This is a genomic window from Nocardioides sp. NPDC023903 (assembly GCF_040639295.1).
Lineage (GTDB): Bacteria > Actinomycetota > Actinomycetes > Propionibacteriales > Nocardioidaceae > Nocardioides.
Genome location: NZ_JBEZZS010000001.1, coordinates 308,761 through 323,130 on the forward strand (window position 1 = coordinate 308,761; position 14,370 = coordinate 323,130).

General features: G+C 69.8%; 12 protein-coding genes. 6 read left to right on the forward strand and 6 right to left on the reverse strand.

Annotated elements, in window-relative coordinates:
- Positions 1-46: 46 nt before the first annotated feature.
- Entirely contained in the window at positions 47-2,410 is a 2,364-nt protein-coding gene (locus AB0F44_RS01580) for an arylsulfatase (RefSeq protein WP_357351995.1), read from the forward strand.
- Between the two features lie 15 nt (positions 2,411-2,425).
- Here AB0F44_RS01580 and AB0F44_RS01585 read toward each other — a convergent pair whose 3' ends face one another.
- The 3 genes from AB0F44_RS01585 to AB0F44_RS01595 all read right to left on the reverse strand — a co-directional run bounded on the left by AB0F44_RS01585 (position 2,426) and on the right by AB0F44_RS01595 (position 4,785).
- Positions 2,426-3,451, reverse strand: coding sequence for a formylglycine-generating enzyme family protein (locus AB0F44_RS01585; protein WP_357351997.1), 1,026 nt, complete (start codon positions 3,449-3,451; stop codon positions 2,426-2,428).
- Positions 3,452-3,560: 109 nt separating this feature from the next.
- A complete protein-coding gene (locus AB0F44_RS01590) occupies positions 3,561-4,655 on the reverse strand; it encodes a beta-eliminating lyase-related protein (protein ID WP_357351999.1) in 1,095 nt (364 codons plus the stop codon).
- Positions 4,639-4,785 carry a hypothetical protein gene (locus AB0F44_RS01595; protein WP_357352001.1) on the reverse strand — a complete coding sequence of 49 codons (147 nt, stop codon included), beginning with the start codon at positions 4,783-4,785 and terminating at the stop codon, positions 4,639-4,641. Before AB0F44_RS01595 ends, AB0F44_RS01590 begins: the two co-directional genes overlap by 17 nt.
- 145 nt (positions 4,786-4,930) lie before the next feature.
- On the opposite strand from AB0F44_RS01595, the gene AB0F44_RS01600 reads away from it, so the two are divergent.
- The 5 genes from AB0F44_RS01600 (at position 4,931) to AB0F44_RS01620 (ending at position 11,965) form a co-directional block, all read left to right on the forward strand.
- On the forward strand, positions 4,931-6,031 hold the full coding sequence (locus tag AB0F44_RS01600) for an NAD(P)/FAD-dependent oxidoreductase (protein WP_357352003.1): 1,101 nt from the start codon (positions 4,931-4,933) through the stop codon (positions 6,029-6,031).
- Between the two features lie 32 nt (positions 6,032-6,063).
- Positions 6,064-7,686, forward strand: a complete 1,623-nt coding sequence (locus tag AB0F44_RS01605) for a LuxR C-terminal-related transcriptional regulator (RefSeq protein WP_357352005.1) — start codon at positions 6,064-6,066, stop codon at positions 7,684-7,686.
- 118 nt (positions 7,687-7,804) lie between these two features.
- Positions 7,805-8,485 (forward strand): hypothetical protein, encoded by a 681-nt coding sequence (locus tag AB0F44_RS01610; protein ID WP_357352007.1) that lies wholly within the window; start codon positions 7,805-7,807, stop codon positions 8,483-8,485.
- Complete coding sequence (locus AB0F44_RS01615; RefSeq protein ID WP_357352009.1) at positions 8,482-9,858, forward strand: glutamate decarboxylase; 1,377 nt, start codon at positions 8,482-8,484, stop codon at positions 9,856-9,858. Before AB0F44_RS01610 ends, AB0F44_RS01615 begins: the two co-directional genes overlap by 4 nt.
- 106 nt (positions 9,859-9,964) lie before the next feature.
- Positions 9,965-11,965, forward strand: a complete 2,001-nt coding sequence (locus tag AB0F44_RS01620) for an AAA family ATPase (RefSeq protein WP_357352011.1) — start codon at positions 9,965-9,967, stop codon at positions 11,963-11,965.
- A gap of 9 nt (positions 11,966-11,974) precedes the next feature.
- On the opposite strand, the gene AB0F44_RS01625 is transcribed toward AB0F44_RS01620, so the two are convergent.
- The 3 genes from AB0F44_RS01625 to AB0F44_RS01635 are packed head-to-tail and all read right to left on the reverse strand — an operon-like array spanning position 11,975 to position 14,357.
- The gene (locus AB0F44_RS01625) at positions 11,975-12,484 is read right to left on the reverse strand and encodes a flavin reductase family protein (protein WP_357352013.1); all 510 of its coding nucleotides are present in this window, start codon (positions 12,482-12,484) and stop codon (positions 11,975-11,977) included.
- Between the two features lie 10 nt (positions 12,485-12,494).
- A complete protein-coding gene (locus tag AB0F44_RS01630) occupies positions 12,495-13,220 on the reverse strand; it encodes an alpha/beta hydrolase (RefSeq protein WP_357352015.1) in 726 nt (241 codons plus the stop codon).
- 12 nt (positions 13,221-13,232) lie between these two features.
- The gene (locus AB0F44_RS01635) at positions 13,233-14,357 is read right to left on the reverse strand and encodes an LLM class flavin-dependent oxidoreductase (RefSeq protein ID WP_357352017.1); all 1,125 of its coding nucleotides are present in this window, start codon (positions 14,355-14,357) and stop codon (positions 13,233-13,235) included.
- Between the last annotated feature and the right edge of the window lie 13 nt (positions 14,358-14,370).

Here is a 14,370-nt window from a genome sequence, read left to right on the forward strand (position 1 = left end):
GATTGAGGTGATCCAGACCGACCCATCGGTCGGTGAAAGTCAGTCCATGAGCGATGAGCGTGTGCCCCAGCGGTCGATACTGCCCACTCCGGACATCGCGGACCCCAGGACGGTCCTCTACGACGCGAAGGACCCGGAGGTCGACTTCCCTCCGATCCAGCAGCTCCGGCCGCCCGCCGGAGCCCCGAATGTGCTGGTCGTCCTGCTCGACGACGTCGGGTTCGCCGCGTCCAACGTGTTCGGAGGCCCCGTGCACACACCGGTCGCCGAGCGGCTCGCCGCGGGCGGTCTCCGGTTCAACCGGTTCCACACCACAGCCATCTGCTCGCCGACCCGGGCTGCTCTCATCTCGGGGCGCAACCACCACACGGTGGGCATGGGAGGCATCACCGAGATGTCGACGTCCACCCCGGGCTACAATTCGATGCGCCCGAACACCTGCGCTCCGTTGCCCGAGATCCTCAAGCTCAACGGCTACGCCACCGCTCACGTCGGCAAGTGCCATGAGGTACCGCTCTGGGAGACCAGCCAAGCCGGTCCGTTCGACCGCTGGCCGGCTCCCGGCAACGGCTTCGAGCATTTCTACGGGTTCCTCGGCGGAGAGACCGACCAGTACTACCCGACCCTCGTCGAGGGCACCCGATCCGTGGAGCCGTCGGGCACTCCGGAGGAGGGCTATCACCTGACCGAGGACCTGACCGACCACGCCATCAGCTGGGTCCAGGCACAGAAGGCCCTGATCCCGGACAAGCCGTTCTTCATGTACTTCGCCCCCGGCGCCACCCATGCACCGCACCACGTGCCGAAGGAGTGGGCCGACAAGTACGCCGGAAAGTTCGACGACGGCTGGGACGTTCAGCGCGAACGTACCTTCGCCCGCCAGAAGGAGCTCGGCGTCATCCCCGCCGACACCGAGCTGACCACCCGGCACGCCGAGATCCCTGCCTGGGACGACATGGACGAGGCTCTCAAGCCCATCCTGCGCCGACAGATGGAGAACTACGCCGGCTTCCTCGAGCACACCGACCACCATGTCGGTCGTCTGGTCGACGCCATCGAGGCGATGGGGCTGATCGACGACACCCTCGTCTACCTGATCATCGGCGACAACGGAGCCTCGGCCGAGGGCACGGTGAACGGCACGTTCAACGAGCTCATCAGCCTCAACGGGATGGCTGCCCTCGAGACGCCCGAGTTCTTGATGAGCCAGCTCGACAAGCTGGGCGGCCCCGAGTCCTCGCCGCACTACGCCGTCGGGTGGGCGCACGCCATGTGTACGCCCTACCAGTGGACCAAGCAGGTCGCCTCGCACTGGGGCGGCACCCGCAACGGCACCATCGTGCACTGGCCCAACGGCATCGAGGCCACGGGCGAGATCCGCAGTCAGTTCACTCATGTCATCGATGTCGCACCGACCGTGCTGGAAGCCGCCGGGCTGCCGCACCCCGTTCAGGTCAACGGCGTGACCCAGGAGCCGATGCACGGCCACAGCATGGCGTACTGCTTCGACGAGGCCGCCGCACCCGAACGACACGAGACCCAGTACTTCGAGATCTTCGGCAACCGAGCCATCTACCACCGGGGCTGGTCGGCGGTCACCAAGCACCGCACCCCGTGGCAGACCACGGGCGACGTCGGCATCGCCTTCGACGACGACGTCTGGGAGCTCTACGACGGCCGCTCCGACTGGTCCCAGGCGCGCGACCTCTCTGCCGAGCAGCCCGACCGGCTGCACCAGCTGCAGCGGCTCTTCCTCATCGAGGCGGCCCGCTACGGCGCGCTACCGCTCGATGACCGCTCGTTTGAGCGCGTACTGCCCGAGTACAGCAAGAAGCCCTCGCTCATCGGGAACAGGCAGCTGCTCTTTCCCGGCATGGGCGGCCTGACCGAGCAGCACGTCGTCAACTGGCGCAACAAGTCCTGGACCCTCATCGCGTCGGTCGACGTACCGGACGATGGCGCCCATGGGGTGCTGATGAATCTCGGTGGTCACGGCGGCGGCTGGTCGCTCTATCTCAAGGATGGCGTCCCGACCTTCTGCTACAACCTGTTCGGCATCGACCGGACGCACGTCCGCGGCGACCGCTCGGTGCCTCCCGGGAAGCACACGATCGGGATGGCCTTCGCCTACGACGGTGGAGGGCTCGGCAAGGGCGGCACCGTCACCCTCACCATCGACGACGACCAGGTGGGAACAGGCCGCGTGGAACACACCCAGCCCATCGGGTTCGGCTACGAGCCGACCGACGTCGGTCGTGACATCCTCTCCCCGGTCACGGACGACTACGGGTTTGGCGACAACGGCTTCACCGGCACGATCAGGTTCATCGAGATCGAAGGCGGGGACGACTCGCACGACCACCTCATCGACCCCGCCGACTTCTTCCGCGTCGCCATGTACAAGCAGTGATCCGTCCAGCGGGGTCTAGGCGGCCACGACGCAGCGGAAGCCGACGTGCGACGTCGTGTCCCGTACCCCGTGCCCCTGGCGGGCGGCGGGGCGGTAGCGCCGGCAGTACTGCGGCGAGCACAGGTGCGAACCGCCCTTCGTCACCATCCGATCGGTCTCCTTGACCTCGTCGGCGACGGAGCCGGGGTGTTGACTGCCGCCGCAGCAGGAGGGCGCAGCGATGTCGGCCTGCCGCGCGGGCGCATTCGCCCCGGGCCGGCCGTGAGGTGGGGCGATGAGGTCACGATGGTCGGGCGTCCAGGGAGTGCGGGTCCATTCCCACACGTTGCCGACCATGTCGTAGAGACCATGTCCGTTCGGCGGGTAGGAGGCGACCGGGCTGGTGCGGTCGTGGCCGCGCGGGTCTTCGCTGCGCCACGGCCACTGCCCCTGCCAGGTGTTCGCCATCAGGCGGCCGGCCGGAGCGAGCTCGTCACCCCACGCGTAGTCGGCGCCGACGAGGCCACCGCGGGCGGCGTGCTCCCACTCGGCCTCGGTCGGGAGATCCTTGCCGGCCCAGCGGGCGTACGCCAGGGCGTCCTCCCAGCCGACGTGCACGACCGGGTGGTCCGGGATCTCGGTCCAGTCCGCGACCTGGCGTCCAGGCCGGCTTCCCACGTCAGCCTCAGGCCCGTCGGGGTGGCGCCACTGGGCACCGGGCTGCCAGCGCCACCACCGGGTCCAGTCGTGCAACGGGACCGGACCCGGTGCCTGGGTGAACACCTGCGAACCGGGCACCAGCAGCGCCGGGTCGGCACCCGGGAAGTCGGCGGGGTCGAGATCGCGCTCGGCGACGGTGACATGCCCGGTCTCGGCCACGAAGGCCGCGAACTGCGCGTTCGTCACCGGGTGCGGATCCCACCACACGTCACCCACGGCGACCTCGACCACCGGGCTCTCCTCGGGGTAGAAGCGGTCGCTGCCCACCAGGTCCAGGCCGCCGGTGACGAGCACCTGCCCGGTCCTGGCAGTCGGTGAGGTCTCGACCTGGTGGGAGCCCATCTCTCAACATCCTCCGGTAGAAGCGTGGGGTATCGCGATGCGTCGAGCGTAGGAACGGGACGGTCCCCGACGCACCACCCGAGACGGGTGAGCGGGCAGGGGCTCGGCCTCAGTCCAGCAGCGCGGCAAGATGCCCGGCGACCGTCGAGGGGTCCAGCCCGAGCGCACCCCGGCCTACCGTCATCTCGGTCACCATCCGACCCGGCTCCTCGGCCGCCGTCCAGGGTCTGCTGAACGCGAGCGACTGCTCCTCCATCTCGGCGAGGAGGCGGGTGTTGACCTGGTCCGGGTCGCCCGCTGCGTACAGCAGGAAGGTGTTGGTGTGCGGCACGGGCGGCTGGACGGTGATGTACGCCGGGAGCGCGTCGGCCAGGGCACGTCCCCACGTCACGCACTGGCCGATGTGCGGGAGCCGGTCCCGCAGGCCGACCAGGGCGGCGACCGCCTCGGCGATGGACCGGTAGAGGGTGCCACCCATGCGGTGGCGCCAAAGCCGGGCCTGCGCGATGAAGTCCTCATCGCCCAGCAGCGCCGCTCCGGCGAGCCCGCCGAGGCCCTTGTAGAAGCTGGTGTAGACGGTGTCCGCGAGGCCGGCGATGTCCGCCAGCGGCTTGCCGAACCACTGCTGCGACTCCCAGATCCGGGCGCCGTCGACATGGAACGCGATCCCGCGCTCACGGCACGCCTCGGCCAGCTCCGCGAGCTCGTCGAACGTCGGCAGCAGGCAACCCGCATCGCGCAACGGGATCTCGACCAGACACGCAGCCAGCGGCCCCGGGATCGCGTCCAGGTGGGCCTTCGTCGGGGTCGTACGCCCGGTGGTGAGGTGTTCGACCAGCAGGTCCTGGAGGATCCTCGGTCCGTCGTCCTCGTGGACGAGCAGGTGCGAGAGGTCGGGCATCGCGACCCGCCGGTTGCCCGCGTTGTCGGCGTGGATCCGCAGCGCCACCTGCTGCGCCATCACCCCCGAGGGGAAGTACGCCGCCGGCTTCCCGAGCAGCTCGCCGACCTCCGCCTCCAGCCGCGCCACCGGACCCCGCTCGGCATAGACGTCCCACTCCTCGATCCCCAGCTCCCGGCACGCCTCGGCCAGCCCGTCGAACACCTCCGCCGGGCTCGCGTACGCCGGAAAAACGCTCTCGCGGCAGGCGATCATCGCCGCCCGTAGCCGCTGTTCCAGAGGCTGCTCAGTCGCCGTCCCCACCGCCATCGAGCGCCTCTCCGCCACCTTCGGGGCCGCGCGGGATCACATCCTCGAGCTGGTAGGCGATCGTCTCCTCCAGCGGCACCGACGGCGGGAGCTTGCTGAAGTCTTCCGGGGGCTGGTTCGTCATCCTCCGAGTATCGCCCCAACTCAGCGCTCCGTGTGCGGAAAATCGCGGCAGCCGCCCCATGGGTAGATCGACCCACTACCCACCGCAGGCGAATGCGCCGTACGACCGACGCGGAGCGGCGAGGTGCGGATCTAGCGTCATCAGCATGGACACCACACACATCGAGACGATCATCATCGGCGCCGGCCAGGCGGGCCTGGCGACCGGTTACCACCTGCGACGCCGCGGCCGCCCGTTCGTGATCATCGACGCGAACGCTCGGGTCGGTGACAACTGGCGGCGCCAGTGGGACTCGCTCCGGCTCTACTCCCCCGCCAAGTACGACTCCCTGCCGGGCTTGGCGTTCCCTGCGAAGCGGTGGTCGTTCCCCGGGAAGGATGACGTCGCCGACTACCTGGAGACGTACGCCCGCACCTTCGAGCTGCCGGTGCGGCTCGAGACCCGAGTCTCCAGGCTGGAGCCGGACGGTGACGGCTTCCGGGTGACGACCGACCGCGGCATCTGGACCTGCGACAACGTCGTGGTCGCGACTGGCTCCTTCGGCCGTACGCCGAACGTCCCGGCGATCTCCGCGCAGCTCGACCCGTCGATCCTGCAGCTCCACTCCAGCGAGTACCGCCGCCCCGGGCAGCTGCGCGAGGGTCCGGTGCTCGTCGTCGGCGCGAGTCACTCCGGCTGCGACATCGCCTTCGAGGTCGCCGAGTCGCGGCCGACGATCCTGGCCGGCCGAGACTGCGGCGAGATCCCACCGCGCCTGGACTCGCCGGTCATGCACGTGATCTTCCCCGTGCTGCTCTTCGCGTGGCGGCACGTCATCACCCGGCGTACGCCGATCGGCCGCAAGGAGATGTCCGAGGTCCGGCGTCACGGCGGGCCGATGCTGCGGGTGAAGCGCTCGGACCTGGCCGACCGCGGCGTCGAGCGGGTCACCGCCAGGATCGAGGAGGTCCGCGACGGGCTGCCCGTGATCGACGGCGCGCCTCGCGAGGTCACCAACGTCGTGTGGGCCACCGGCTTCCGGCAGGTCTTCGACTGGATCCACCTCCCGGTGCTCGACGAGGACGGCTGGCCGAGGGAGATGCGCGGCGTGGTGGCGGAGGCCGAGGGGCTGTTCTTCTGCGGCCTCAGCTTCCAGTACGCCTTCAGCTCGATGCTCCTGGCCGGCGCGGGACGCGACGCGGCACTGGTCGCCGACCGGGTCACGACCCGGATGCGGCAGGCCGCACCCCACTCGCTCGCCGCCTGATCCGAGTACGCTCTCCAGTGGAGGTGCCTGCCGTGGCCCACGTCCAGCTGGAGAGCGCCCGCGCCGACTTCGTCCGCGGTGACTGGGGCGCGGCGTACGCCGCCTGGTCGGGCGCCGACCCGGAGATGCTCTCGGCCGAGGAGCTCGAGGACTTCGCCGTCGCCGCCGAGCTGACCGGACACCACGACGTCACGGTCACCGCCCTGCACCGCGCCTTTCGCAAGAGCCAGGACGCCTCCGACCTCGGCCGCTCGGTTCGCTGCGCCTTCCGGATCACGATGACCTCTCACGTCCACGGGGAGGGCGCCCTGGCCCGCGGCTGGACCTCGCGTGCAGAGAGCCTGGTTGCCGACGTCGACGACGGGGTCGAGCTCGGGTGGGTGGACTTCCTGCGGATGTTCCGGGCGCTGAGCGCCGGCGACTTCGCCACGGCGGGCGGCTTCGCCGACAAGGTGGCCGAGCGCGGGCGGCGTTACGGCGAACCCGACCTCACGGCGCTGGGGCTCTGCTCCCAGGGACGGATGGCGCTCTACTCCGGGCGGGTCGCCGAGGGCCTCGCCCTGCTCGACGAGGCGATGGTCCGGGTGATCGCGGGCGAGGCCTCCCCGGTCGTGGCCGGGCACGTCTACTGCACCGCGATCGAGGGCTGCCAGGAGATCAGCGACTTCGGGCGGGTGGCGGAGTGGACGGCGGCCCTCGAACGCTGGTGTGCCGCCCAGCCCGGGCTGTTGACGTTCACCGGCCAGTGCGCCGTCCACCGCGGCCAGCTACTGCGGCTGCACGGCCAGTGGCAGCTGGCGCTGGAGGAGTTCGAGCACGCGACCCGCCGCTATCAGGAGGTGAACGCCCCGGACGCGGCCGGGCTGGCGGCGTACGAGGCAGGCGAGGTGCTCCGGCTGCGCGGCGAGTACGCCGAGGCGGACGCCGCCTACGAGCGCGCGGCCGACCGGGGCTTCGACCCGCAGCCCGGCCTGGCGCTGCTCTGGTCGGCTCGCGGCCAGGGCGCGGCGGCGCTCGCCGCCATCGAGCGGCTGCTGGTGGAGACCGATGGTCCCGTGCAGCGATGCCGGCTCCTGCCTGCGGCCGTCGAGGTGCTGCTCGGTGCTGGCGAGGCCGACCGGGCCCGACAGGTCGCGGACGAGCTGGACGGGCTGGCCGGACACTTCGGCTGCGTCTGGCTCGAGGCCGCGGCCGCGCACGCGCACGGCGCCGTCGAGCTGGCCTCGGGAGACGCAGCCGGTGCCCTTCCCTACCTGCGCAAGGCTCAGCAGCTGTGGGCGCGGGCCGAGGCCACGTACGAGCGGAGCCAGGCGCGGCTGCTGACCGGGCGCGCACTGGCCGGCGTCGGCGACACCGAGTCGTCCCGGCGCGAGCTCGAGGCGGCACGTACGGTATTCCGCCAGATCGGCGCCCGGCCCGCCGCCGACGACGCCGAGCTCCTGCTCGCCCCTGCCTCTCTGCCCGCCGGCCTCAGCGCCCGCGAGGCCGAGGTGCTCCGCCTGGTCGCCTCCGGCCGCAGCAACGCCCAGATTGCCGCCGACCTGGTCCTCAGCGAGAAGACCGTCGCCCGTCACCTCTCCAACATCTTCACCAAGCTCGACGTTCGTTCCCGCACCGCCGCGACGGCCTTCGCCTTCGAGCACGGCGTGGTCTGACCACAAGCGGTTCCGGCGGCCCGGTGCAGATGGAAATCACCCGGACCGGATGAGGACGCCACGCCCTGGCTCATCGAGGCTGACGGTGCATAGGGAGAGGGAGGGAGTGGCCGCCGCAATGGACCAGGCACTGACGCGTCCGACGACCCAGTTGAACCTGGTCGCCGCTGTCGCGTTCGTTGTCGGTGGCTCGTTGTTCGCGCTGGGCGCGGCTTTCGCCCAGCTCGGGGTGGTCAGCCTGCCCACCGTCAACGTCACGTACCTGGTCGGGGGCTGCTTCTTCTCGCTCGGTGGCTACGTCTCGATCCTGCTGGCCAACAACACCGACACCGACACCGGCGAGCGCACGCCCTGGTGGCGCTTCCGGCCGCACTCGCGCAGCTGGCTGAGCGCGTACGTGCTGTTCGTGGGGACGCTCTTCTTCGCGGTCAGCCTGGTGGCCGCCTTCGCCGCGGGCCTGACGCCGCGTCAGTCCGACGGCTGGATCTGGCTCCCCGACATGACCGGCTGTGTCTGCTTCCTGGTCTCCGGTCGCCTGGCGATGCTCGACGTGGGCGCGGGGCGCGTACGAGTGCTGGCCCATCTGGTCGGCTGGTGGGTGGTCGCGGTCAACCAGCTCGGGTCTGTCCTCTTCTTCCTCGCCGGCATCGCAGCCTTCACCCGCCCGGCGACCTCGGACGAGATCAACACCGGGCTCGTCAACTGGGGGACGTTCGCCGGCGCGGTGTGTTTCGCGGTCGGCGGGGTCATCCAGGCACTCGACACACCCACTACGACAAGAACGGCGGTTCAGCCATGACACGACTCAGCGACGCAGAAGCCGAAGGGCTCTACGGCAACCGATTCCTGACCGAGGCGGCCCCATCGACCACCTTCCCCGAGAGCGGGATGCGCCCGGTCGACGCGATGCGCCTGCTCGGCGAGGACCTGGTCATGGAAGGTGACCCGCAACGCAACCTCGCGACGTTCGTGACGACCTGGATGGAGCCCGAGGCACAGCGGATCATCGCGGAGAACCTGCACCGCAACTTCATCGACCACGCGGAGTACCCGATCTCCGCGGAGATCGAGCAGCGCTGCGTACGGATGCTCGCAGACCTCTACCACGCCCCCGGCGAGACGACCGGCTGTCGCACCCAGGGCTCGTCCGAGGCGATCATGCTCGGCGCCCTGTCCCTGAAGTGGAAGTGGAAGCAGCGCCGGAAGGCCGCGAACGCCTCGGTGGACCGGCCCAATCTCGTGTTCGGCGGCGACGTCCACGTCGTATGGGAGAAGTTCTGCCGGTACTTCGACGTCGAGCCGCGGATCGTCCCGCTCGAGGAGAAGAAGTTCACCATCGGCCCCGAGGACGTGGCGCCGCACCTCGACGAGAACACCATCGGCGTGGTCGCTGTCCTGGGCACGACGTTCACCGGGCACATGGACGACGTCGTCGGGATCAACCAGCTGCTGCTCGACGTCAAGAAGGAGCGGGACATGGACATCCCGCTGCACGTCGACGCGGCCAGCGGTGGCTTCGTGTGGCCGTTCCTCTACCCCGACTCCCCCTGGGACTTCCGCCTCGAGCAGGTCCGCTCCATCAACGTCTCCGGACACAAGTACGGGCTGGTCTACCCCGGGATCGGCTGGTTGGTGTTCCGCGAGAAGTCTGACCTCGCCGAGGACCTGGTGTTCTACGAGAACTACCTCGGCAAGACCGACGCGACGTTCACCCTGAACTTCTCGACGGGTGCGTCGATGGTGCTGGCGCAGTACTACAACTTCGTCCGGCTGGGTCGCGACGGCTACACGTACGTGATGAAGCAGATGCAGCAGAACGCCAGGGCCCTGGCGAAGAACCTCCGCGACAGCGGCCGCTTCGAGGTGATCGGCGACGGCCTCGAGCAGCTCCCGCTCGTGGCGTTCCGCCTCACCGGCGACCGCACGACCTACGACGAGTCCGACATCGCCTGGCAGCTCTCGGCCGAGCGCGGCTGGATGGTCCCGGCCTACACGCTGCCGCCCAACGCGGAGAACGTGAAGATCATGCGTGCGCTCGTCAAGGAGACGATGAGTCGCGAGCAGGTCGAGCGGCTCACCCGCGACATAGCCGACGCCTGCGCGACCCTGGACGAGAAGGGCGGCGCCCATCCGACCGAGCGCGAACAGGTCAAGCGAGGGACCGGGTACTGACTCGCCCCGACGAGGGTCCGAGGTCACGGATCCTGAAAAAGATCAACGTTGTCTTTACCCAGGCTGCCGCTCATAGTTGACCCCCGGAAACGGAAGGCGGGGGTACGTGAGCGAGCAGGACAGGGCCGGTCAGGTCGACGAGGAGCAGCGGTCGGTCGACGCGATGTACGCGCTTCTTCACGCCGAGGTGAGCGCGAGACGGGCAGCACAGGAGCGGGCGATCGCGGCGCCTGTCGATGGGCCGAGCGAGCGGTACGCCAGGGACCTGGAGGTCGAGCGGCTCACCGAGAGCATCCGGCAACTGCAGGCGGCGGAGCACTCGCTGTGCTTCGGGCGGGTCGACCGTTCCGATGAGGGCGAGCCTCTGCACATCGGTCGGATCGGGCTGCGCACAGAGGGCGGCAACCCGCTGCTGATCGACTGGCGGGCCGAGGCCGCGCGACCGTTCTACGCGGCGACGATGGCCGCACCGATGGGAGTGCGCAGGCGTCGGCACCTGCGCCTCGACGGCCGCAGCGTCGTCGACATCAACGACGAGATCCTCGACGGCTCCTCGCCGACGGCCGTGGACCTCGTCGGGGACAGTCCGCTCGTCGCAGCGCTGAGCACGGCGCGGACCGGGCGGATGCACGAGGCTGCGGCGACACTTCAGGCCGAGCAGGACGAGATCGTACGGTCTCCTCATCGCGGAGTCATGGTGGTCGACGGCGGTCCCGGCACCGGCAAGACCATCGTCGCCCTGCATCGCGCGGCCTATGTGCTGTACGCCTTCCCGTCGATCGCCGAGCAAGGGGTGCTCGTCTTCGGGCCGAACCGGCGGTTCCTCAGCTACATCTCGGAGGTGCTGCCCTCGCTCGGCGAGAACGACGTACGGCTGGCGACCATGTCCGATCTGGTGGGCGTCGAGGCGACGCGGACCGAGCCGGACCACGTCGCGCGGATCAAGGGGCGCGCGGCGCTCTCCGACGACCTCGCCCGGCTCGTGCGGGATCACCAGCCCCACGGCGTACCGCTGGAGCTGAAGACGACCCATGACACGGTGCGGCTCGACCCGGCCGTGGTCGACGCCGCTCGGCGCCAGGCGCTGCAGGAGGACATCGGGCACAACCGCGCTCGCGAGCTCTTCACCGAGTACGTCATCGACGATCTGGTCAACGAGCTGGAGCGCAGCACCGCGAAGGAGATCTCTGACTTCGAGGAGGAGCTGGAGGCGCACCTGGGCATCGATCTCGACCGCTTCACGGGGAACGATCCCTCCACGGATGATCTGGACATCGACTGGGACAGCATTCGCGACGATCTCCTCGACGACCCGTCCATCGACCGGGCGATCACCCGGGTCTGGCCTCGACTCGTCGCCGACGATCTCGTCCGCGAACTGCTGAACGACCTCGGCGTCGGCCGCGGCGACGGGTGGAGCGACGCAGACCTCGCCCTCCTGGACGAGGCCCGCGCACTCGTCGACGGAGCCCCGGAGACCAGCTACGGCCACATCGTGGTGGACGAGGCCCAGCAGCTCTCGGAGATGCAGTGGCGCGCGCTGATGCGTCGTTGCCCGAACCGGTCGATGACGGTCGTCGGCGATCTCGCCCAGGCGGGCCCTTCGACCACCCTCCGGACGTGGGACGAGGCCTTGGAGCCGTTCGTCGGCGAGCGGTTCGCTCACCACAGGCTGACGGTCAACTACCGTACGACGACAGAGATCCTGCTCGCGACCGAACCGCTGCTCGCCGAGATCGCCCCGGATCAGCGGCTCTCCAGATCCATCCGGCACGGAGAGCAGCCACGCATCCTCGACGTGACCGAGGAGAGCCTCCGCTCCACGCTGAGCACCCTGATCACCGAGATCGCCGACGAGCACCCGGGCGAGCTGATCGGAGCCATCGCCACCACCGAGCGCTCGCAGGCACTCGAGGCCGAGGTCCACAGAGCCGGCGCCACGATCGTCGCCGCGCCCGAGGCTCGTGGCCTGGAGTTCGACACCGTGATCATCGTCGACCCTGAGGGCGTACGAGCCGCCAGGGATGCCGGCCTGCGCGACCTCTATGTCGCCCAGACCAGGGCGACGAAACGCCTCCTCAGCCTTGAGCTGCGTTCTCGACCGTGAAGTGGCGGTTCACGCCGTGTCGGCGAGCCTTCCGAAACCGCTGCGGTGGAAGATCAGCGGACTGCCGGCGTCGGGGTGAGCCACCGCGTGCAGTCGAAGCAGCACGATGATGTGGTCACCGGCCTCGACCTCGCGGTAGATCGTGCAGTCGAAGAGGGCGAGCCCGTCATCGAGTGCGACGGCGCCATCCTCGGTCACGGTGTACGCAGCCCCGTCGAAGCGATGCTCGACCGGTCCCGCCAGCCTGCGGCAGACCTCGCCCTGGTGGTCGGCCAGCACGGTGACACCCAGGTGGGAGGCGCGGCGCAGGTCGGGCCACGTCTTCGAGGTCGCGGCGACCGAGAAGGAGACCAGTGGTGGGTCGAGGCTGACGCTCGTGAAGGAGGAGGCAGCCAGCCCGGTAGGCCCACCGTCCACCTGCGCGGCCACGGCGACCACCCCAGTCGGGAAGATGCCGAATGCCTTACGCAGGGCGGCGGGGTCGAGGTCCTGGTTGGTGTGCAGGGGCGAGACGGTCATCGGGAGTCTCCTACGCCTTGTAGACGATGGCGGGAAGGTCGCTGCCGAGCTTGAGCGACTCGAGGAAGGTGACGATCGTGGCCGCGACCGAGCGGTGGGAGACGTCGTTGAGGATGTCGTGGCGCCCGCCGGCGACGAGCCGGCGGTGGACGGTTGGGGCGTCGGCGTACGCCTTGATCGCCAGCTCGGCGGGCGTGACCGGGTCTGCGTCACCGTGCACGACCAGCACGGGCTTCGCGGGGACCGGAAGGCTCAGCTCGGACCACTCGCCGGGAAGTTTCGCGCTCAACGCTCCCCTGCCGAAGCCGTCGTCATCCCCGATCACCTTGCGGTGGACGGGGCACGCGCTGCGGGCGTCAACCTCGTCGTCCCAGCCGTCGATGGTGGCCGACTCCGGCAGCGCGATCCCGGCGATGACGGCGGCGTCCGCGGCGACGTCGTTGATCACCGTCGCGGCCAGGGTGGCTCCCGCGTCGCTGCCGACCAGCACCTTGGGTGCGGGCAGGGACTCATCGGCCAAGAGCCGTTCGACCTCGGCACGAGCTGTCGGCAGGTCGCTCAGGTCGGTCTCGACGAGCCGCACCTTGTACGCGTCGGCCGAGAGCCGACGGCCGAAGCGCTGGTACGTCGCCGCGGTCTCCCCGCGTCCGGTCAGCACGATCAGCGTGCCGCGCGGGGTGCCCCCGGGCGGCTCGTCCCAGGCGGTGCGGATGGTGGTCTCGGTGACGATGGTCATGTGTTGCTCCTGTCAGATCGCGACGCGGGTCCGGGCGGCGCGGTGGGCGAGCTCCTGGCGGACCAGCGGGAGCAGGTCGCGGCCGTAGTCGATGGCGTCCTGGAGCGGGTCGTAGCCGCGGATGAGCACCGTGTTCACGCCGATCTCGACGTAGTCGAGGATCGCGGCGGCCACGGTCTCCGGTGACCCGACCAGCGCGGTGGAGTTGCCGCCTCCGCCGACGGCCTTGGTGGTCGGGGTCCACAGGCAGCGGTCGTGGAGGTCACCGGTCTCCGCGACCGCGAGCAGCCGCTGCGAGCCGGCGTTCTCCGGGGCGGCGCCCTGCGGATGGAGCTTGTTGACCTTCTGCTTGAACTGGGCGCCGATCTCACCGTTCACGGTGTCCAGGATGCTGTGGGCGCGCTCCCAGGCGGCCTCGTCGGTCTTGCCGAGGATCGGTCGGAAGGAGACCGAGACCCTGGGGCGCTGCGTACGTCCGGCCTCGGCTGCCTTCTCGGTGATGGTGGCGATCTGCTCGCCGGTCTGCTTGAGCGGCTCGCCCCAGAGCATGTAGGTGTCGGCGTGCTTGGCCCCGACCCGGTACGCCGCAGGCGAGCTGCCGCCGAAGAAGAGCTCGAGGTGGCGGTCCGCGTAGGGGAAGACCTGGGGCGTGAATCCCTCGAAGCGGTAGTAGGCGCCCTCGAAGTCCCGCGGTCCCTTGGTGTCCCATGCGGCCCGGAGGACCTGGAGGTACTCGTCGGTGCGGGCGTACCTCTCGTCGTGGGGGACGAAGTCGCCCTCGCGGCGCTGCTCGACGTCGCTGCTGCCGGTGACGATGTTGAGCGCGACCCGGCCGTTGGAGAACTGGTCGAGCGTGGTGAAGGTGCGCGAGGCCAGGGTCGGGTGCACGACTCCGGGCCGGTGGGCGATGAGCAGGCCGAGCCGCTCGGTTCGGGCGGCGGCGTACGCGGCGACCTGGGTCCCTTCGGACCAGCCGGAGCCGTAGCCGATCAGGACGCGGTCGAAGCCGCCGTCTTCGTGTGCCTGGGCGAAGCGGGCGGTGTAATCGGGGTCGATGACGGTGCCGTCGGACGGCCGGATCTCGGAGGCGTCGGCGGTGCCGATCATGCCGAGGATCTCGACGTTGTCGTAGGTCATGCTCGGTCCTTTC